The organism is Blastopirellula sp. SH421, from assembly GCF_057808535.1.
On the sequence record NZ_CM173712.1, the window covers coordinates 476,833 to 495,945 of the forward strand.

Genomic DNA, 19,113 nt, shown 5'->3' on the forward strand with positions numbered 1-19,113 from the left:
GGTTCTGATCCGGATAGCTTTATCCGAGGTAGAAGGGGAACCACAGTATGAGCGGCGGAAGAATTGCGATTTTGGGGGCTACTGGATCTGTTGGAACGGCGCTAGCCCAACGCCTGACCAAGCAGGGCAGAGGACTGTTGCTGCTTGGGCGGGATGAGCAACAACTGGCCGCTTTGGCCAGCGAGCTAGACCAAGCGTGGAGCGTTGTCGAGACGACGGATTCGCAATCGCTGGAAAAGGTCGTCAGCGAAGACGCGGCGGCCCATGGCCCGCTCGGCGGTCTGGTTAATTGCATCGGCTCTATCTTACTGAAGCCGGCCCATTCGACTTCGGACGAAGAATTTCGTGATGTGATCGAAGCGAATCTTTTTACCGCGTTCAGTACGGTCAAGGTCGGCGCAAAACTGCTGCGTCAGTCAGGCGGCTCCATCATTTTGTTCGCTTCGGCCGCCGCCGAGATCGGCATCCACAATCATGAAGCGATTGCCGCCGCCAAAGCAGGCGTCATCGGACTTGGCCGTTCGGCTGCCGCGACTTACGCCAGTTCGAATATCCGAGTGAACGTTATCAGTCCCGGCTTGGTTCGCTCGAACATGACGCGGCGGATCTGGGAGAATGAGGCCGCCGCCGCTGCATCGACCAAGCTGCACGCGCTAGGCCGTTTGGGAGAGCCACAGCAGATCGCATCGTTGGCGGCGTGGTTGTTGGACGAAGAGAACGATTGGATCACGGGCCAAGTGATCGGCGTGGATGGTGGATTGGGGCATTTGTTGCCGCGGAAATGAAAAGACGGGGCGTCCGAGGGGTGAACGCCGTTTTGGCCTTTGCCCTCTACTGACCGGTTAGGCTGGGGAGCATCCATTCCTTCGAGTGGGGGCCGCTCTTGAACATCTTGCGGATCATCTTCGACTTGCTTTGCCCAGTGCTCTCGCCAAAGCCAAACGCTTTGTCGAAGGCTGTTAACTTTAGGTGCGGCGACTGGGTATTGTCGTCAAGAAAGTTAACCCAGCCGATGGTCCACACAATGCGGCAGGCCCAACTGTTGAACTTGCCGCTGGTCAGCAGTGAAGGAGACTTGCGGCTCAATTTCTCGGCAAGCTTAAGGCAGAGCTTCGCGTAATCTGCATTAAGTGCTGTTGGCAGAATGCGTCGACAAGCTCGGTGATTTCTACGACGACTTGGTTCTTCGCTTCGTCCGCGGTCGATTTACTTTTTGGCATGGCTTGTTCTGCGCCGGGATTGCAGAGAGAAGGCGATGCCGCGACAAGGTTTTATGGAGTCAGTTCTAGATTGATCGTGTTCTCGCCGGCGATTATATCGGCTTTCAGATCGGTGGTGCTCGGCCGGCTGTACTTTTCGGGCAGCAAATGTTTTTGCGGGGGAGTGGATCGGGTTTGGTTGGGGCGATAGTTGGGATCTTCTTCCGTCAACGGCTTCTCGGTCGCGGTTTCGCGTTTGCTGACGGTAATCTTGTAGGAGCCAGGTTGAGTTCCACCGGGGATGGTGGTCGAGCTCAGCTTGTACTCGCCTGCATCGTTTGATTTGCCTACCGCGGCAAATCCTGATTCGGATCGAAACACGATGACTGCGCCATCTACCTGCTTGCCTTGGTAGGTCACGACGCCGGTGACTGCGGCTGCGTCAGCCGGAAGTCCGCTTGACCCACACCCTGCGAACATCGCGACGCTGCTTACCAAAAGCGAGAGTTGGAAGCTGGTCGATCGTAAAGCTAAAACCCACATAGAAATTACTCGTATCGGAATAGATCGAAGGCTCTCCGGCGCCAATGCACGGACGCCAGAGAGGTTGATAGTCTGATTAGGAACCGGTGTTCGCTTCGCCGCCGGACTTGCTGCCCAGAGCTCCCCACACGCCGTAGGGGCTTTCACCGTTCGGGTTTTCAGCTGCTCCCAAGTTGCCGGTATCGATTGTTTCCGTGGCAAATTGGGTCGAACCATCGGCTCGCAACGTCAGCACACCGCCGGGGTGATTGCTGGTCGGAGCGATTAGCGACGTGACGCTATCCCCGCTGCCGTCTGATCCTTCGACGCAACTGGGCGAGTTGGGCGGTAGGACCGTCATGAACCCTGCACGTTCGGCTTGGCCATCGGCAAGCCACCAGCCGCCGCGACCTTTCACTGCGCTCCCATCCAGATAATTCCGGCCATCCGATTCAGCCAGGCAGTTAATCGGACTGGTGGTTAGTCCACTGACCCCGGTGACTACGCCTTCGCGCACCGGAACCTGACCAGCCCGCGTCCCCAAGTTGAATTGATTGACATTGCGTTCACTCATCGCAATTGTGTTGCTGCTACCGTCGGTGATGTCACGGAACGAAGTTCCATCACGCTTCGCGAACAAACCGCGCACCTTATACGCATCACGCGTGCTGCCGATCGAATCCCCGAGACTAAATCGATAGTTGAAGTGATTGGTCAGCGTGCCAGAGTAGTTATCCGACGGACATCGAAACATCGCCGGGCTAACATTCCAAGGGCCCCATGCCTCCCACGTATTGCCGCCAAAGGCCGGCTTAGTTCCGTCGCCTGAGGCAATACGGTCGTACATCGCGCTTTGCTCGACAAAAGGTAGTAAGCCGATCAGCCCGTTCAGGCGTCCATTGTTTTGAGTTGCGCCGCTGGTCGTCCCCGAAGCTCGCGGGACAAAGCTGCCGAAGGTGTCATGATAGTTGTGTAGTGCCAGTCCCAGCTGCTTCAGATTGTTGGAACATTGCATGCGACGAGCGGCTTCACGCGCCTGCTGAACAGCCGGCAGCAAGAGCGCGATCAAGACTCCGATGATCGCGATTACCACTAGTAGTTCGACGAGTGTAAATGCGGTGCGAGTTGATTTCATGAGTCTCTTTTTGGGGAGATGCAGGAAAAAAGCGTTGAAATAAATGATTTGAAATTCAATGCTCTTTAGAATGGTTCTGATGATTGATTTTAGACGGCATGACTAAAAAGGCAACCAGCTGGCTTTGTTATCACTGATTATGCGCCGTTAGAGAGGGGGTAGTGGATGGTTTTTGACGATCTGATCGCCGCTGCTCCCCCTAAAAGTAGTGCTCCCTTTTTTCTGACGCGCATGGCTGTCGTCTGGATGAGCGAGTCAGCACTTCCGGGGATTCTCCCCGGCTTGCCTTGATGGATGGGAAATACTGCCGAACTTGTCCCAACTTCGAGCGGCGGCAGCCATGAGTTGGGGGGGCGACAAACCGCCAGAGATTTCTTAGGAGAGGCATTGCCAAGTCAGGCCGGGACTTTACACGTAAAGCCGACCAACGCTGCTCAGGCGAACCAAGCGTTGGGTTCGCACGGTTAGAAGAACCCTGCTAGAACAGCTCGGTGATCAGTTCGCCACCTTTGACTAGGGCCAGAGGTTGGTTCTGATCGGTGATGTATTCTTCGTGCGGGTCGAGGCCCAGGATTTGGCAGAAGGTGACAAACAGGTCTTGCACGCCGACCGGGCGATCGCTGACGTGGACTCCATCTTTGTCGGTCGCGCCGATGACCTGACCGGTTTTGACGCCGCCGCCTGAGAGGCACGTAATCCAGCCGTCCGAATAGTGCTCACGGCCGCCATCTGGTTTGAACTTCGGAGTTCGACCGAACTCGCCCATCCAGACGACCAGCGTGTCTTCTAGCATGCCGCGCTGCTCTAGATCACGCAGCAAGGTAGCGTAGGCCTGATCGACTTCGCTGGCGAGTTGCGGGTTTTCTTTCCAGCCGTTCTTGTGCGTGTCCCACCCTTGGTCGCCGGTCGTGCCGGTGCTGAAGACCTCGATGAAACTAGCGCCCGACTCGACCAAGCGGCGAGCCAGCAGGCAACCTTGACCGAAGTTGCTGCGTGTGTATTGATCACGTAATTTATCCGGCTCGTTATCGAGTCGAAAGACGTCGAGCTTGGGGCTCAGCACAAAGCGGCTGGTTCGCTGGTAGATCTCTTGCTTCTCATGTACGCGATCGGCGCCGCCGGTCGATGCAAACTGCTGATCAAATTGGGACGATAGCGCCAAGCGACGCTGCAGACGTTGCGCGTCGACTGAGAGAAGCACGTCTTCGGGCAGTTCGCCAGCGGTGTTGATTTTGAATGAGTCATGCCGTGGGCCAAGGACGCCAGCGTTGACGTCGCGGGTTTTGATTCGCGGAGCGCCAATGCGGACGAAGGCCGGCAATGCGTATCCAGGGTCCCAGCGATCCCGCGCAACGACCGAACCCCACGTGGGATAGGCGATCGAAGGATTGATTGGATAGCCGGTCCGGACCAACTTGATCGCGCGAAAGTGATCGCGCTCAGGACTTTGCATCGAGCGAATCAATGCGATCTTGTCCATCACCTTGGCGGTCTCTGGTAGATACTCAGAGATCCGCACGCCGGGCAAGTTGGTTGCGATGTCGGTCGAGGGGCCTTGGTTTTTGGAGCCAATTTTGGGGTTGAACGTTTCAAACTGGCTGGGGCCGCCATCCATCCAGAGGAGGATCATCGACTTGCCCCGTTTACGCAGTTCGTCGGCCTGAGCAATCAGCATGTCGCGCCACGAGAGGGCGACCGCTGTGCCTGCGGCGCCGGCGCAAAGTTGCTTAAGGAAACCGCGACGCTGCGAAACGCCGTCTCGGCCGGCATGCAAATTCCAAAACGGCTGAATCATGAGCAGGTTCTCACTTAGCGGCGAGTGGTGAACTCGGCCGAGTTAATCAGGCTCCAAAGCAAATCCTCGAACGCCGTGCGGCGATTGTCGACCTGCTGCAAGTAGTCGCGCGAGATCTGGATATCTTTATCAGTCGGGCGACGTCCCAGCACGTTGACGAATAGTTTTTCGATCGCTTGGGCGTCATCGGGGTTGTCAGCTAAGATCTGCGCCAGCTTGGTGCGAGCTCCTTCGTCGGCGGCGATCTGCGCTTGCAGTTGGCGATTGTTCATCATAAACATCGCTTGCTGCATCGTTTGCGGGCGAAACTGATCCCCCAGCGACGGATCGTAGCCAAACGCGTCACGAACCAAATCTTGCGTGCTTTTGGGAGGAGGGGGGAAACGCTCGTCACCGGTTGGTTTCTGTTGCTCGCCTTGCAGGTTCGGCAAATCGATCGCCGCGGCCAACGAAGCGAAGATCTCGTCGCTGCGCAGCTTCTCGGGAGCCGATGCTTCTAGCACGCCGGGGCGCTCATCTGCTTTCGGCAGTTGGCGTTGATAGGCCTGACTGTTGAGCATCAATCGCAGCAATTCTTTGGTGTCGTAATGGTGGGCGACAAAATGTTCGGCGACGGCATTGTGGACTTCGGGCAGTGTCGGATAGCCGGCCAAGTCAGTGATCTCATCGATGGGATCGCAGAAGGGACGATCCATGAGCCGGTCCCACATGCGATTGACCAAGGCTTTGGCGAACAGCTCGTTCTCTGGAGAGACAATCCACTTAGCCAGTTCGACGCGACGCTCTAGGTCCGACGTATCCTTGGCTAATGGCTCACCGTCAAACACGGCCGGCAGCATGATCTGTTTCGACTCTGGCATTTTGTGCTCGCCGCTTGGCTTGCTCTTGACGACAATCTGAGTGCTGTCGTTCCAGGGCAATTCGGCCTTGGTACGAACAAAAAAGGCGGCCATTTGATGGAACCGCTCTTGCGGAATATCGACAAACGGATGGTCGTGACATTCGGCGCATTGAATCTGGGCGCCCAAGAAGATCCGTGTTGATTCGCCGGCCAGTCGCGAGATATCGGCCTGGTGATAGCCGACATAAAAGGCGGCGGGATTGTCGGCGACTTTGCCAACGCCGGTCAGCATTTGATAGCTGACTTGATCCCAACCAACGCCGTTGTTCAGTTGCTGGGCGAGCCATTGTTTGGGAACGTCATACGACAGGAAGGTCAGCTCTGGCTGCGGAGTTCGATAACTGAAAACGTCACTCCAATAGTTCGCCCAGTTCACGCCAAACTCTGGCGACGCCAACAGGCGATCAATCAACTTGGCGCGTTTGTCGAACGATGGATCTTTAAGGAAAGTTACCCATTCTTGCTCGGTCGGGACGCGGCCGATTGCGTCGAGCGTGACCCGGCGAAGGAACGCCTCGTCATCGATCAGTGGGGTTGGGTTGTCGACGTTTGCGACGGATTCGATCAACTGGTCCAGTTCACGCGTTGTGAGCGTATGCAGGCCGGACATTTCGATCCGTTCAAATGGCGGCGCCGCGGCTAATTCTTCCGCTTGCTGCTTCGCCTTCTTATCGCCGGGTGCGACCGTCTTGGCTTGAAACTTTTTCAACTTGGGCAGATCTTTGATCGCGACTAGCAAGACCGCGTCGGCGATGATGATGCCATCGGGATTGTCGTTGGTGATTTTAACGACCGCTTTTTCGTCTGAAGGAAAGCGAAACTTGCCCAGAGATTGGAATGACGCTGGGCCTTGGGGGCCGGGACGTTGATTCAATCGTTGCCGCGATTCTCCGTCTTGATGCTGGATAATAATCGGCGCCTGAAGTGCTCGATTCGCTCCGCCGTTGTAGGCCAGAAAGACTTCGTACTCGCCTGCTTCCGGTACGACCGTCGCAAAGGTCAGCGACTTGGGCGCGTTGTTATCAGGCATTGCGGTGGTGCCGCTATGGACATAGCCAGCACCGACATAGGGTGCGGTGTGAGTTGAGTCGTGCCAGGGGCCTTCTTTGAGCGCCGTCGTATCGTCAAGCAAGATGCCTGGCAATTTGGAAACGTCCAACACGTCAGCGGCTTGCGTTCGCAGTGGCCATACCATGATGGCTACCAACAAAACGACAGCGAAACGACGGTGCGCCATTTCGATTCACCTGGGTAGGAGTGTGAGCGGCGAGCAGAAGGCGAGACTCTTCTGGAGAAGAGCGAAGTCGAATCTACCCAATTCGCGGACCTGGGTCAACAAAAACCTAGCTTTTGTGAAGTTTTTCGTTTCCTTCTCATGGTATAGTGGGGGTTAGTTTCGCTTAGCTCGCTAGCGCACTGATTGCCAAGTTTGCGTCGCGCTTCTGCGGTAGCTACGATAAATCCGCAAATCGCTTGTTGATTCCCCCCCCCAAAAATATTGCACCCTAACTGGGATTCGCCCGATGTCGATTCACTCCATTTCTGTTGCCTTGTTTGGAATGCTAGCTCTGTTTGTATCATCTGCTGCGGCGGAGACTCCCAAGTCGATCGGCAAGATTGAGCGTCTTGACCCGGCGCTCGACAAACTAATTCCGACTGACGCGGTGATTGAGGTGCTGGCCGATGGCTTTGATTGGAGCGAAGGACCGGTTTGGGTTCCTCAAGGCAAGTATTTGCTGTTCAGCGACATTCCACCTAATCGCATCATCAAGTGGAAGCCAGGCGAGGGAGCCAGCGTCTTCATGGAGCCGAGCGGCTATACCGGCAAGACACCGTTCACCGGCAAAGAGCCCGGCACCAACGGGCTGGTGCTCGACGCGAAGGGAAATCTGACTGCGTGCTGTCACGGTGATCGCAACATCGTGCAATTCGTGGATGGCAAACGCGTCGTCTTGGCAGACAAGTACGATGGCAAGCGTTTCAATAGCCCGAATGATCTGGTGATCCACAGCAACGGCGACATCTATTTCACCGACCCGCCGTATGGACTGCCGAAGAACTTTGACGACGCAGGTCGTGAGCAACCTTGGTGCGGCGTTTATCGATTGAAACCAGATGGTCAAGTCGACCTGCTCACTAGCAAGCAGACGCGTCCCAACGGCATCGCGTTTTCGCCAGATGAAAAGACGTTGTATGTTGCGCAGAGCGATCCGAAAGCGGCGACCATTACGCAGTATCCGGTCAACGCCGATGGTAGCATCGGCGAAGGGAAGATCTTCTTTGATGCGACCGAGCTGGTTGGCAAACAGCCGGGCCTGCCCGACGGTTTAAAGGTTGATGTCGCCGGCAACGTTTGGGCGACGGGGCCAGGCGGCGTGTTGGTCTTTACCCCGGAAGGCAAGCAGATCGGTCTGCTTAACACCGGCGAAGCGACGGCCAATTGCACCTTTGGCGACGACGGCTATTTGTATATCACTGCGGATATGTATCTGTGCCGCGTAAAGACCAATACAAGCGGGAAGTAGGGAAAGCCTGCTGCTACCGAATGCGTTTGCCAAGTTCGATCGCGTTGCAAATTAGACGCGATCGAACCGCGGGCACGGCACGGTCTTGCGTATTTAAGCAAGAGGACAAATTAGCATTTCCATCCGTAGCTCGCTAAAATAAAATTCTCGAGTCGGAGGCCCGGGGAACTGGGGGTCGCGAGTTGCCGTGACTTCCTAATTTCGTGTTGGCGTGAACGATGAACGATTCAAAACTCACGGATGATGAGATCTTGGCGCTTGTTGGTACGCCGACGACGATCATTTTTGGCAAAGCTCCGCCGGGGCCCGAAGATCGGCGGCGGGAAAAGTTTTATCAGCGCGTGGCCGAATGCTTGGGGCACCGCGTTGAGTTAGCGAATCTGCGAGAAGAGTTTGACTCGCCCAGTTTTTCGCCCGAGTTTATGACCATGCTCGATGGGTTTCTCGCCAGCGCTACCGAGACGCACGAGTGCTGGACTTTCTGTTCGCCGCAAACCGCCTGGCGAGATCTGGCTGGTTACGGCGGCTACGCACTGGTCAACAACGGCAGGGTGACCGGCGTTTTGATTACGATTCAGAATTAACGCCGCCGTCTAGGGGCGATTTCTACCGCGGCGATGTGGGCAAAGTGGGCGGTATCGTGTTACAATTGCGGGCAGATTTGAACCCCCCTTTGACGTTAGCCCCTGCCGGATTCTGATATGTCTGAACTTGATGACGCACTGTATGAACAGGTCACCGAGCAGAGCCAAGCGGGGAACATGCTGTTTGACGCCGGCGATTTGGACGGCGCGAACGAGAAATTTGACGCTGCCTGGGCGCTATTACCGGAACCCAAGACCAGCTGGGAAGCGGCTCTTTGGCTGCTAGCCGCGAAGGCTGACATCCATATCGCTAGAGAGCAATATGCGGAAGCCGCTGCGGTACTGACGAGGGCCGCGATGTGTCCTGAGGGGTTGGGTAACCCGTTTATCCACCTGCGGATGGGTCAGGCACAGTTTGAGCTGGGCGATAAGTCCCGGGCCGGCAACGAGTTTACGATGGCGTACATGGCCGCTGGCGCCGATATATTTGAAGACGAGGACCCAAAGTACCTCGATTACCTAAAAACGATCTTGCAACCGCCGGTCGGACAAGACACGCTGTAATCTTTGATTCACCCTTAGAAGGACGATTTTTCTACCAGTCATGAACATTCAATCATGGGGCTCTGCGGTTAAACGACTTTTAGCAGAGCTGCACGAAATTGACTTTGGGACTCCTTTGGGCGAAAACGTCCTGCCTGCTCCGCAACCCACCGAAGAGGTGCAAAAGTGCATCGACAGGATTGGTCTGCAAGACGGGACGCGATTGGCCGAATTCTATTCGTATTGCGACGGCATCAGTTGGCCTGACGTGCATGTCGGCTACTTTGTTTCGCCGATTGAACGGATCGCGGATGTCCGCGCAGGAGATCCGACCGAGCTGGTTGGCGGTCCCAACGAAGGCCCCATTCAGCTGATCGGCAGCGATGGAAATGGGCACTTGTTTGTGATGCGCAAGCAAGAGCAAGACATTCTGATGCTGCCTGCTGGGGAGATCGTCGACGGCAAATACAACGACGCCGATGGCCGTTCGGTCTGGGTGGCGCTCGACCTAAAGACCTTCCTGCAACTGCTGCAGGATGACTTGAGAGCAGTCGTCCTCGACACGCCGGATCATAGTTTTTTGGGGGGGTAGCTGGGCGGGATTCAAGAGATCCCAGCAGTATCACATCCTGAACGCGTAGTAACCTGCCCGCCGGCGAGTAGGTTTTGTCGTTACTTTCGATTCAGTCGGTAGCAAACCGATCCGTTGGGGCTACCGATTTATGCGTAGTATCCCACATTCTTGTGGTTATCCTCGGTTCACGCCATAGACGCAAGCTACGCTCAGTCAAGCAGATGCCTTCTGACTTGCGCTATCCACGTGCGCCAACAGGGCGTTTCGGCGAGACAGCCTGACTTTTAAGTGAGCCGTATGATTCGCGCCTTGCATTTAAACTTGCCGGAATTGGACCACGCTGAACGAGCGGAGTTGGCTCGACGTCAGCGCGAGCTAGATGGCCGCGTGAACCGACTGTTTGCGGTGTTAATGATCGTGCAGTGCGTTCTATCGGTATTGTTGGCCTTTTGGTTGACGCCGCTGACTTGGAGCGGCGCCGATAGCAGCATTCATTCGCACATTTGGGGCAGCGTTGTGCTGGGGGGATTGTTGGGAATCTTTCCGGCGTACATGGGGTGGTTTTATTCGCAACATACCATCACCCGTTATGTGATTTCGGCCTCTCAGGTTGGGTTCTCCGGCTTGCTGATCCATATCGCCGGCGGGCGCTCGGAAATGCACTTTCACATTTTTGCATCGCTGGCGTTTTTAACGCTTTATCGTGACCCGGGGACGATTCTCTTGGCGACCGTTGTGGTTGCTTTGGATCACCTTGGCCGAGCTTGGTTCTGGCCGCAGTCGATTTTTGGAGTCGCAGATCCAGCAGTTCTGCAAGCGCTAGAGCATGCAATGTGGGTCGTGATCGAGGACGCCGTGTTGCTAATCGGCATTGCTCAGGCTCGTCGGGAAACGGCGGAAGCGGTCAAGCAGCAGATTGCGGTCGATCGTTCGCACGAAACGCTTCGCAGCGCGATCGATCAACTACGTCCGGTGTTAGACAAAGCGGCCCACGGCGACCTCAGTGCACAAATGCCGACGATCACGGATCCAATGGTGCAGCGATTGGGAGCGGACTTCCAACAAACGCTTGAATCATGGAAGCAGGTGATTCAAAAGGTTTCCTACACGGTGCGGGATGTTACTTCTAGCTCGTCGAATCTTCAGGAAAGCTCTAATCAGTTGGCGTCCGGAATTCGTGGTCAAGCCACTGCGTTCGCCGCGATTGAAGGTTCGCTAAAAGCGCTAAGCCAGGCAATTCAAGACATTCGTCAGCGCAGCGAAGAGGTCGGTCGCTCGGCAGGAGAAGCATCGCAAGTCGCCCAGCAGGGTGAGCTTGCTTTGCAACAGTCAGAACGCTCGATGCAAGACATCCAAAAAAGCTCGATTGCGATGGCGTCTGCAATTCATGTGATTCAGGAGCTGGCCAGCCAAACCAATCTGTTGGCGCTGAATGCGACGATCGAAGCGGCCCGAGCTGGGGACGCGGGTAAAGGTTTTGCCGTGGTCGCCGGCGAGGTGAAACTGCTTGCACAGCGCAGCAACGCCAGCGCCGACGAAATCTCACAGTTGATCGCCGAATCGCAAAACCGGGTCCAAGATGGCGTCGCCGCTGGAGAAAAGACTGGCGCCTACTTCCGCCAACTCTCGGTGGCCGTGCAAGCGTCGCAAGGAGAGATGAACGAAATTATCACCGTCACGCAAAACCAGTCCCAGCATGCGCAGGGACTAGAGGCCGAGCTCGAGCGTTTGCGTCACATCAGTGAACAAAATCAAACAAGCGGCAATCAACTGTCGAATGAAGGAGACCAACTTGATTCGTTGGCCCAGCATTTAAATGAATGCGTAGCGATCTTCAACACCGGCGAACACACAGCGCTGTCGACGACAATGTCGACGGCGCTCTAATCGCAGGCGAAAGCTGCGCCGGATTACTGTTCTACACTGAACTTGTGTACCGTCGTTTCATGGAACTTTTCTCCCGGCTTGAGCGTGCTGGTCGGAAAGTTGGGTTGGTTCGGCGTATCGGGATAGTGTTGCGTTTCTAGGCAGAACGCTTCGTGCTGACCCGTTCGAGCTTCGGCCGGCAGACCGCTTAAAAAGTTGCCGGTGTAAAACTGGATGCCGGGCTGGGTGGTATAGACCTCCATCACGCGGCCCGACTTCGGCTCTTTCATCGTCGCGGCGAGCGCCAACTTTCCGGTTTGGCTACCCAGTACAAAGCAATGGTCGTAGCCGACCGGATCGCCGCCGGTGCCCTGAAGGTCTTGGCCGACTGCTTTGAAAGCAGTGAAATCCATCGGCGTTCCTTTGACAGGCGCTGCTTTGCCGGTCGGAATTAACGCATCAGTCACCGGCAGGTACTCGCTTGATTCCAGCTTTAGCTGATGATCGTACACTTTGCCGCTGCCGACTCCGGCCAGATTCCAATAGCAATGGTTGGTCAGGTTCAGCACGGTTGCAGCATCGGTGGTCGCCGTGTAATCCATCACCAACTGATTGTCGTCGGTCAGCAGGTAGCTGACGGTGACCGTCAAAGCGCCCGGATAGCCTTCTTCACCATCGGGGCTAGTGCGGGTAAAGCGGACGCCGATGCCGTTGGCGTCTTTCACTTCTTGGGCGTCCCATAGGTAACGGCTAAAACCCTTGGTTCCGCCGTGCAGGGTGTTCGCGCCGTTGTTCAGGGCCAGGCTATATTCTTTGCCGTCGAGCGAAAACTTGCCTTGGGCGATCCGATTGGCGAAGCGACCGACCGTCGCGCCAAAATAAGGATGCCCCCCTTCGTACAGGGCGACGTCATCCAGGCCGACCGTGACGTTGGCGAGCACTCCGTTTTTGTCGGGGCACTTCAGCGAAACGATAGTCGCTCCGTAGTTGATCAACTCCATTTCCAGATCCCCGTTCTTGACCGTGAACAGGGTGACCTCTTGGCCATCGGCGGTTTTGCCGAAGGGTTGAGATGCAATCGACATGGCGGCGTTACTCTTAGCAGATTGCGTCGGCTCGGCGGCGAGGACGAACTGCGTCCCCAAGAGGCTCGCGGCCAACGACAAGACGCAACAGCATCTCATAATTTGGTTCATTTCTCGACTCCCCTGGGCTGCTTTTTCGCAGCCCTACGTTGCATGTTTGGGCGGATTGATTGGGATGATCTGGTCGGCGTATTATGTCGGCCCGGCCGAGCAATGTCTATGTTTTCCGGCTCTAATGGAGAAAACCAAGCCAAGATTGGCGCCGTAGCAGAGAGTGAAGCGGCAAAGATCTCAATTGGGCCCTTTTTTTCTCAGAATGTTTGCAAGACGAAGTCGTCAGCGGTAACTATCTCCCTGAACAGAGAGCAGCAACCTTGTCCAGCAGCCCAGACAACCGCATGATGCCCGACTGGCCAGCCATCCTCGCTGAACACGAGCAGTGGCTGCGTGCGGTGTTGTACGCCCGGTTGCGAAACAGGAATGATGTAGAGGATGCGTTTCAAGAGACGTTCGCCGCGGCGATCTCGGGCAGCGACAAGCTGCGTGATCTCGATCGCGTCGGACCTTGGCTGTACCAGATTGCGGTTCGTCAGGCATTGTTATTCCGGCGAAAGCAGGGGCGACAACAACGCAAGATCGAGCAATTTGCTCAGCAGGCCGGATCGCCGGCCGAGCGGGATCCGCTCGGTTGGCTTCTGGTTGATGAGCGGCAGCAGCAAGTCCGTGACGCATTGGCCGAACTGCCGCAGCGTGACGCTGAGATTTTGTTGCTGAAGTATTTAGAAGATTGGAGTTATCAGCAGATCGCCGATCGGATTGGCGCGAGCCACAGTGCTGTCGAGGCGCGACTCCATCGAGCTCGCGGGCGACTGCGTGACAAATTACGAGCCAGGAATGTCGCAGGAGCGACGTGAGAATGAACGAACACGAACGAATCGAACTACAACGACAAATAGATTTGCTGGTTGACGGCGAACTGTCAGTCGAGCAAGAGCGCCACTTACTGACGAGATTGGAGCAGCAAGAGGCATGGCGCGATTGTGCACTGACGTTCGTCGAAAACCAGGTATGGCGGCGAGCGATACCGAAGCCTGTTGATTTCCCCCCTGCGGCGATTCCCCGCGCCGCAACGACAACTCCCACCGCGGCGCCGATCCTCCACGGCGCCCGCGGTTGGGATGGTCGCTTTGGTCAACTGGCGGCGCTCGCCGCATCGGTCATGATTGCATTTATCGCCGGTCAATTGGCTGCCCCTTGGATGACTGCAACATCGGATGGCAGCGGAAGTTTGGCTGGCGGAGCGGCGGTAGTTTCGCCCAATTCTGGAAATTCACCGCAAGACAATCAGGTCTTCGTCAACTATCGTTCGGGCGATCATGTTGATCGGATGCCGATTGAGATCGATGAAAGCAAGTCGTTTGATCCGGCGGCGCCTTTTCCTACATCGTTTGGAATGAGCGCTGCCGAGCTACAGAAGTTGAGTGACGCCGGTCGCACGTATCAGCAGAAGCAGCAGTGGTTGCCGGTCACTTTGAAAGATGGACGTCGAGCGGTGGTGCCTGTGCAGGAAGTTGTCGTTGAGCCGACTCCCAAGCACTACTTTCCTTAACCTAGCAAAGTAAGCGGATCACCTTCTCCAGAAACCAGAAACGATTTACGGAGTCTTAAGCGATGAAACTAAATGGGTATGGCAAGAGTTTGATGTTGGCTGCACTTGCGGCGACCATCGGCGGCGGTGATTTGCTGGCGAAAGAGAATGACGGGGACGCCAAAGTTGTCGAAGCGAAACCTATCGAAGCAAAACCGGCTGATGCGGTCAAACCGGCGGCGCCAGCGGCTGAGCAGCATTTTTGGATTGGCGCCAAGCTGGCCGCCGAAATGCCATCGCTGTTAAAGCGGCACTTACCGCAACTGGCCGACAAGGGAGTGTTTGTCGAAGGAGTATTTGCAGAGAGCCCCGCGGGTCAAGCTGGTCTAGAAGCAGAAGATGTTGTCCTTGAATTGAACGGTCAGCCGCTGGTCGACGCTCGCAAGCTGGTCGAAGCGGTTCGCGGCGGCGAAGGAACAGCGCTCAAGTTGCTGGTGCTGCACAACGGCCAAGAGTCGGCGATAGAGCTCACGCCTCGCCCGATCACGCCGGCAGATATCGCCGCGATTCGCGAAGCGGAGACGCAACTTGGCATGCGTGGTGAGCAGGGAGAGGATCCTCGGCGGATGCGATTTTTTGGTCCTGGGCAAATGATGCCGCAAGCGGGCGTAATGCCAGGCCTGCAGTCGGGCGGAGAGAGTCTCACGATTCAGATCGAGCACCGAGGTGGCCAGCCGGCGATGTTGCATATCGTTAAAGGGGACAAGTCGTATGATATCACCGCTGATCAACTTGATCAGTTGCCAGAAGATCTTCGGCCGATCATCGAGCAGTCGCTTCATACCATGCAGTTTGGTCAGCAGGGCGAAATTGATATTCAGTCGCTGCTGCCGCCGGGATCAGCGGATGGGATGATGCGGCAGCAATTGCAGCAGATCCGCAAAATGCTGGAAGAGATGAAAGCTCAGATGGGCGATCCGACGCCGGACCAACCGCTGCAAGATGAGCAAGACGATCACGCGATCTAAGCTGTAGACCTGTTTCTCGCCAGGTAGAAGAGGGATGAAAGCGGCGTGCGCGGCAAGGCGCACGTCGCTTTTTTTATGCGCGGCGTTGAATGTTTTGACCTTGTTTGGATCGCGTCTGGCCGGTATTTATTTCGCCGCACGTTAACACAAAAACATCGATAGCGCGGTCTTGCCCTCTATGTCAGAATTTCGCCAAGTTCCCTTGATTTTGCCCGACCTCGGTCTCGAAGACTTGACGCTCCGCGCCAGCATGTGGCTCGTGCCGAAAGGGAAGCCCGTTTATCGCGGTGATCGTTTGCTCGAAGTCTTTGCCGGCGAAGTGACGTTTGATGTTGTCGCCCCCGAGTCAGGAGTCTTATCCGCAAAGTTAGTGGATGAAGACGATCGGATTGTTGTCGGCCAGATGCTGGGCGCCATCGCTGCTAGCGAAGAGCAGAATTAACCTTCAAACAGATCAAGTTTTTCAATCCGACGTCGATGCCGGCCTTCTTCAAATACCCCGGCCAGCCAGGCGTCGATAATTTCGTAGGCCAGCGGCAGTCCAATCAGTCTTTCACCCATTGCGATGACGTTGGCGTTGTTGTGTCGGCGTCCCAGCTGGGCGGTTTCTACGCTCCAGCAATAAGCACAGCGGACTCCGCGGATTCGATTGGCCGCGATCGCTTCGCCGTTGCCCGATCCCCCTAGGACGATGCCGCGCTCAAACTTGCCGTCGGCGACAGCTTGTGCAGCCGGCATGATGAAATCGGGATAGTCGCAGGACTCGGGCGAAAACGTCCCGTAATCGGTAGCTTCGTGCCCTAGTTTTTGCAAATACTCCAAAATCGCTTGCTTGTAGTGAAAGCCGGCGTGGTCCGAAGCGACGACGATCTTCATGGGTTGGGCTAATCAAAGATTCCAAGGAAATCCCCCGCACGGCGGCGGGAGTGGGCCAAACGCCCCATCATAGTCCGCAAAATCAGAACGTGTTAGGCCTGTGGCGGTTCTACGGCGTCCCTTTATTCCGTGATTTGAACTCCTTTTTCGGTGAGATTCCCGCAGCAATCCACCGATTTCCGGCCGATGGAACTGTATGACCTAATCTTTTGCATTCTATTCTGCGAGATTTTGATCCCTCTGGTGTTCTTACTGTCATGTCAGTCGACCCTCAATCGCACGACGCTCTGCGGGGCGCCCTTCACTGGGGCATGCTGGGCGCTATTTTGTTGGCGGCCGCGATGGCGGTGACCCCCAATGTCGCCGACCCCGATTTGTGGGGCCATGTTCAATATGGCGCCGATCTGCTGCGCGATGGTTTGCCGGCGACCACGACTTATAGCTACACGGCCGATGGATATCGCTGGATCAATCATGAAAATCTCAGTGAAATCGCTCTGGCGATTGGCGCCGAAACGATCGGCCCAGTCGGGCTGTTGTGGGCAAAGTGTTTGCTGGGACTAGCGATCGTTGGCGTCATGTTGTGGCGCAGCGAGTCGCAGCGGTTGCCGCTGATGATCTCCGGCGTGGTCGTGTTACTGGTCGCGATCAATTTTACAAACCACTGGAATGCACGGCCGCAGCTTGCGAGTTTCGCCCTGTTTACGCTGTTGATTTTGTTGCTTGATCGCTGTTTCGCCGGGTGGCGCGACGATTGGCGTTTGCCATGGCTGGGGGCGCAGTTTCGACGTAAAGACTACCAACCCCTCGCCGCTTCGCATCCACGGGTCAAAGGGCTCTGGCTTTGCGTGCCGCTCTTTTTCGTCTGGGCCAACGCTCATGGTGGATTTGTCGCCGGGTATGCTGTTTTTCTGGCCTATTTGTTGTGCCGTTTCTTAGAGCTGGCGCTGGATCGCGGCTTGCAAGGCGCCGGCATGATGCGTCGTTTGACGCTGATGGCGGTGGTCGGTGGACTGGCCACGCTTGTCAATCCTTACGGCCCCAACTTGCATCTTTGGCTGCTGAACTCGTTGGGAACAGCGCGGCCTGAGATAACCGAATGGCATCCGTTGTACGAACTAAACTTGGCGTCGTTCGCATTTTTTGCGTTGCTTGCGGCGCTGGTCTTTGCGGTTTTGTGGAGCCGCAAGCCGCTCGACTTTACCCAGTTAGTGATCACGTTAGTAGTCGTCTGGCAGGCGATGGCCCACCAGCGCCATACGCCGTTTTTGGCGATCCTGTTTGGATTGTGGTACGCGCCGCATCTGGCCTCGGCCTGGCGGCGCTGCTTTGGCGAAAGTTCGCCGACCGAAAGTCTCTCAACACGGCAAGCCTGGACGATGGGCGGTGGCCTGGCAGTTGTTTATCTGGTGTTGATCGCCGCGTTGGCTCCGCGACTTTCGCAGATGCCGACACCCCGGGGTCAGTATCCCGTTTCGGCGATGCAGTACATGGCCGACCATCATCTGCAAGGACGTTTAGTGGCGACTTACAACTGGGCCCAGTATGCGATTCATGCCTTGGCGGCCGATGGCGAGACAAAATTGCAATTTGACGGACGCTTCCGAACCAGCTATCCGCAGGAAGTGTTGGATATGCACTTCGATTTGATTTTGGGTCCCGATCCTGCGATGCGAAATCGAAGCGCCCAATCGGGTCCGCCCGATGCAGGACGCGTCTTGCAATATGGTCAGCCCGATCTGGTGTTGATCGATCGGGGTCAACCTTATTCGACCCAAGCGATGGAGCAGCATGCCGATGAGTGGACGCTGCTTTATCAAGATTCTTTAGCCCAAGTCTGGGGACGTCGCGACGAGTACGGTGAGCCGTCCGCGTCGCATTATGTTCCCCCGCAGCAACGCCAAATCAGCGATGCCCCGCAAGTTGGCGCCGTTTCGTGGCCTGCACATCCGCTTCGCCGCCAGGCGATTGCACTTGCGCCGGCTGCACCAACCATCATGCCAGCCCATAGTGAAAAGGGGAAATAGAATGCCAGCCTCTATGATCGCGCCGCGAGCCAATTTGCGAGCCGAAGCGTTTGACTGGGAAGGAGAAACCATGACGGCGATCGATCGTCGCTTAGACGAGATCGACCGACTCTCGCATGCGCTGGACGCAGACCCCTACGAAGATCAGTTTGCACCGAGCGACTATTCCTATCCGCCGGGGTTCCGGTTGAGCGTTGTTATTCCCGTCTATAACGAGCAATCTACGATCGAAAAGATTGTCCGCCGCATTCAGCAACTGCCGGTTGATACGGAGATCATCGTGGTTGACGATTGCAGCACCGACGGTACGCGGGACGTGTTGGCCCGTATCGCCCACTATGTGGATCTGAAAATCAAATACCACGCTCACAACCAAGGCAAAGGCGCCGCGCTGCGAACCGGTTTCGCTGCGGTTACCGGCGAAATTGTGATCGTGCAAGACGCCGACCTCGAGTACGAGCCGCACGATATTTTGACGGTGATTCAACCGATATTGGCTGGGGACGCGGATGTCGCTTATGGTTCTAGGTTTTGCGAAGCGCGGCATGCGAACTCGTCTTGGCTGCATCGCGCCGGTAATCGCTGTTTGACCTGGTTGTCGAACTGCACCACCGGGCTGCAAATCACCGACATGGAAACCTGCTACAAGGCGATTCGGACTTCGGCATTGCGATCGGTGACGATCGAGCAAAACCGGTTTGGTTTTGAACCCGAAATCACGGCCAAGCTGGCCCGTCGCAAGTTTCGCATCGTTGAGCGGCCGATTTCGTACAATGCACGCAGCTGGAAAAGCGGCAAGAAGATCGGCCTGCGGGACGCAATCCAAGCGATTTGGTGCATTCTGCGCTATGGTTGGCGCGATTAA

19 protein-coding genes are annotated in these 19,113 nt (G+C 56.2%); 12 read left to right on the forward strand and 7 right to left on the reverse strand.

The features are described 5' to 3' along the window. The first annotated feature begins 47 nt into the window (after positions 1 to 47). Complete coding sequence (locus SH421x_RS01915; protein ID WP_488853621.1) at positions 48 to 785, forward strand: SDR family NAD(P)-dependent oxidoreductase; 738 nt, start codon at positions 48 to 50, stop codon at positions 783 to 785. Positions 786 to 831: 46 nt separating this feature from the next. On the opposite strand, the gene SH421x_RS01920 is transcribed toward SH421x_RS01915, so the two are convergent. The 5 genes from SH421x_RS01920 to SH421x_RS01940 form a co-directional block, all read right to left on the reverse strand. Next, the gene (locus SH421x_RS01920; protein WP_488856506.1) at positions 832 to 1,206 is read right to left on the reverse strand and encodes a DUF6398 domain-containing protein; all 375 of its coding nucleotides are present in this window, start codon (positions 1,204 to 1,206) and stop codon (positions 832 to 834) included. A gap of 65 nt (positions 1,207 to 1,271) precedes the next feature. Beyond that, on the reverse strand, positions 1,272 to 1,742 hold the full coding sequence (locus SH421x_RS01925) for a carboxypeptidase-like regulatory domain-containing protein (protein ID WP_488853622.1): 471 nt from the start codon (positions 1,740 to 1,742) through the stop codon (positions 1,272 to 1,274). 76 nt (positions 1,743 to 1,818) lie between these two features. After that, positions 1,819 to 2,856 (reverse strand): DUF1559 family PulG-like putative transporter, encoded by a 1,038-nt coding sequence (locus SH421x_RS01930; protein ID WP_488853623.1) that lies wholly within the window; start codon positions 2,854 to 2,856, stop codon positions 1,819 to 1,821. Between the two features lie 478 nt (positions 2,857 to 3,334). Further along, positions 3,335 to 4,651: a DUF1501 domain-containing protein gene (locus tag SH421x_RS01935; RefSeq protein WP_488853624.1), complete on the reverse strand. Its 1,317-nt coding sequence runs from the start codon at positions 4,649 to 4,651 to the stop codon at positions 3,335 to 3,337. Between the two features lie 14 nt (positions 4,652 to 4,665). Beyond that, on the reverse strand, positions 4,666 to 6,747 hold the full coding sequence (locus SH421x_RS01940; protein ID WP_488853625.1) for a DUF1549 domain-containing protein: 2,082 nt from the start codon (positions 6,745 to 6,747) through the stop codon (positions 4,666 to 4,668). Between the two features lie 328 nt (positions 6,748 to 7,075). Here SH421x_RS01940 and SH421x_RS01945 point away from each other — a divergent pair, with 328 nt between their 5' ends. The 5 genes from SH421x_RS01945 (at position 7,076) to SH421x_RS01965 (ending at position 11,665) form a co-directional block, all read left to right on the forward strand. Then, the gene (locus tag SH421x_RS01945) at positions 7,076 to 8,077 is read left to right on the forward strand and encodes an SMP-30/gluconolactonase/LRE family protein (RefSeq protein ID WP_488853626.1); all 1,002 of its coding nucleotides are present in this window, start codon (positions 7,076 to 7,078) and stop codon (positions 8,075 to 8,077) included. Positions 8,078 to 8,295: 218 nt separating this feature from the next. Beyond that, positions 8,296 to 8,661 carry a hypothetical protein gene (locus SH421x_RS01950; protein WP_488853627.1) on the forward strand — a complete coding sequence of 122 codons (366 nt, stop codon included), beginning with the start codon at positions 8,296 to 8,298 and terminating at the stop codon, positions 8,659 to 8,661. A gap of 117 nt (positions 8,662 to 8,778) precedes the next feature. Beyond that, positions 8,779 to 9,225, forward strand: coding sequence for a hypothetical protein (locus SH421x_RS01955; protein WP_488853628.1), 447 nt, complete (start codon positions 8,779 to 8,781; stop codon positions 9,223 to 9,225). Positions 9,226 to 9,265: 40 nt separating this feature from the next. Continuing rightward, entirely contained in the window at positions 9,266 to 9,796 is a 531-nt protein-coding gene (locus tag SH421x_RS01960) for a hypothetical protein (protein ID WP_488853629.1), read from the forward strand. Positions 9,797 to 10,075: 279 nt separating this feature from the next. Continuing rightward, positions 10,076 to 11,665: a methyl-accepting chemotaxis protein gene (locus tag SH421x_RS01965; RefSeq protein WP_488853630.1), complete on the forward strand. Its 1,590-nt coding sequence runs from the start codon at positions 10,076 to 10,078 to the stop codon at positions 11,663 to 11,665. A 23-nt stretch (positions 11,666 to 11,688) separates the two neighbouring features. On the opposite strand, the gene SH421x_RS01970 is transcribed toward SH421x_RS01965, so the two are convergent. Beyond that, complete coding sequence (locus SH421x_RS01970; RefSeq protein WP_488853631.1) at positions 11,689 to 12,729, reverse strand: aldose epimerase family protein; 1,041 nt, start codon at positions 12,727 to 12,729, stop codon at positions 11,689 to 11,691. Positions 12,730 to 13,103: 374 nt separating this feature from the next. On the opposite strand from SH421x_RS01970, the gene SH421x_RS01975 reads away from it, so the two are divergent. From SH421x_RS01975 to SH421x_RS01990, 4 genes are all read left to right on the forward strand, one after another. Then, on the forward strand, positions 13,104 to 13,643 hold the full coding sequence (locus SH421x_RS01975) for an RNA polymerase sigma factor (protein ID WP_488853632.1): 540 nt from the start codon (positions 13,104 to 13,106) through the stop codon (positions 13,641 to 13,643). Positions 13,644 to 13,645: 2 nt separating this feature from the next. Beyond that, on the forward strand, positions 13,646 to 14,338 hold the full coding sequence (locus SH421x_RS01980) for a hypothetical protein (protein WP_488853633.1): 693 nt from the start codon (positions 13,646 to 13,648) through the stop codon (positions 14,336 to 14,338). Positions 14,339 to 14,400: 62 nt separating this feature from the next. After that, entirely contained in the window at positions 14,401 to 15,345 is a 945-nt protein-coding gene (locus tag SH421x_RS01985) for a PDZ domain-containing protein (RefSeq protein WP_488853634.1), read from the forward strand. Between the two features lie 178 nt (positions 15,346 to 15,523). Further along, the gene (locus tag SH421x_RS01990; protein WP_488853635.1) at positions 15,524 to 15,787 is read left to right on the forward strand and encodes a lipoyl domain-containing protein; all 264 of its coding nucleotides are present in this window, start codon (positions 15,524 to 15,526) and stop codon (positions 15,785 to 15,787) included. Here SH421x_RS01990 and rpiB read toward each other — a convergent pair. Beyond that, positions 15,784 to 16,221, reverse strand: coding sequence for a ribose 5-phosphate isomerase B (rpiB, locus tag SH421x_RS01995; protein ID WP_488853636.1), 438 nt, complete (start codon positions 16,219 to 16,221; stop codon positions 15,784 to 15,786). The two genes, SH421x_RS01990 and rpiB, sit on opposite strands and share 4 nt — an antisense overlap. Positions 16,222 to 16,478: 257 nt before the next feature. Here rpiB and SH421x_RS02000 point away from each other — a divergent pair, with 257 nt between their 5' ends. Together SH421x_RS02000 and SH421x_RS02005 are read left to right on the forward strand one after the other, a co-directional pair. After that, positions 16,479 to 18,248, forward strand: a complete 1,770-nt coding sequence (locus tag SH421x_RS02000) for a hypothetical protein (protein WP_488853637.1) — start codon at positions 16,479 to 16,481, stop codon at positions 18,246 to 18,248. 1 nt (position 18,249) lies between these two features. After that, positions 18,250 to 19,113, forward strand: a complete 864-nt coding sequence (locus SH421x_RS02005) for a glycosyltransferase family 2 protein (RefSeq protein ID WP_488853638.1) — start codon at positions 18,250 to 18,252, stop codon at positions 19,111 to 19,113.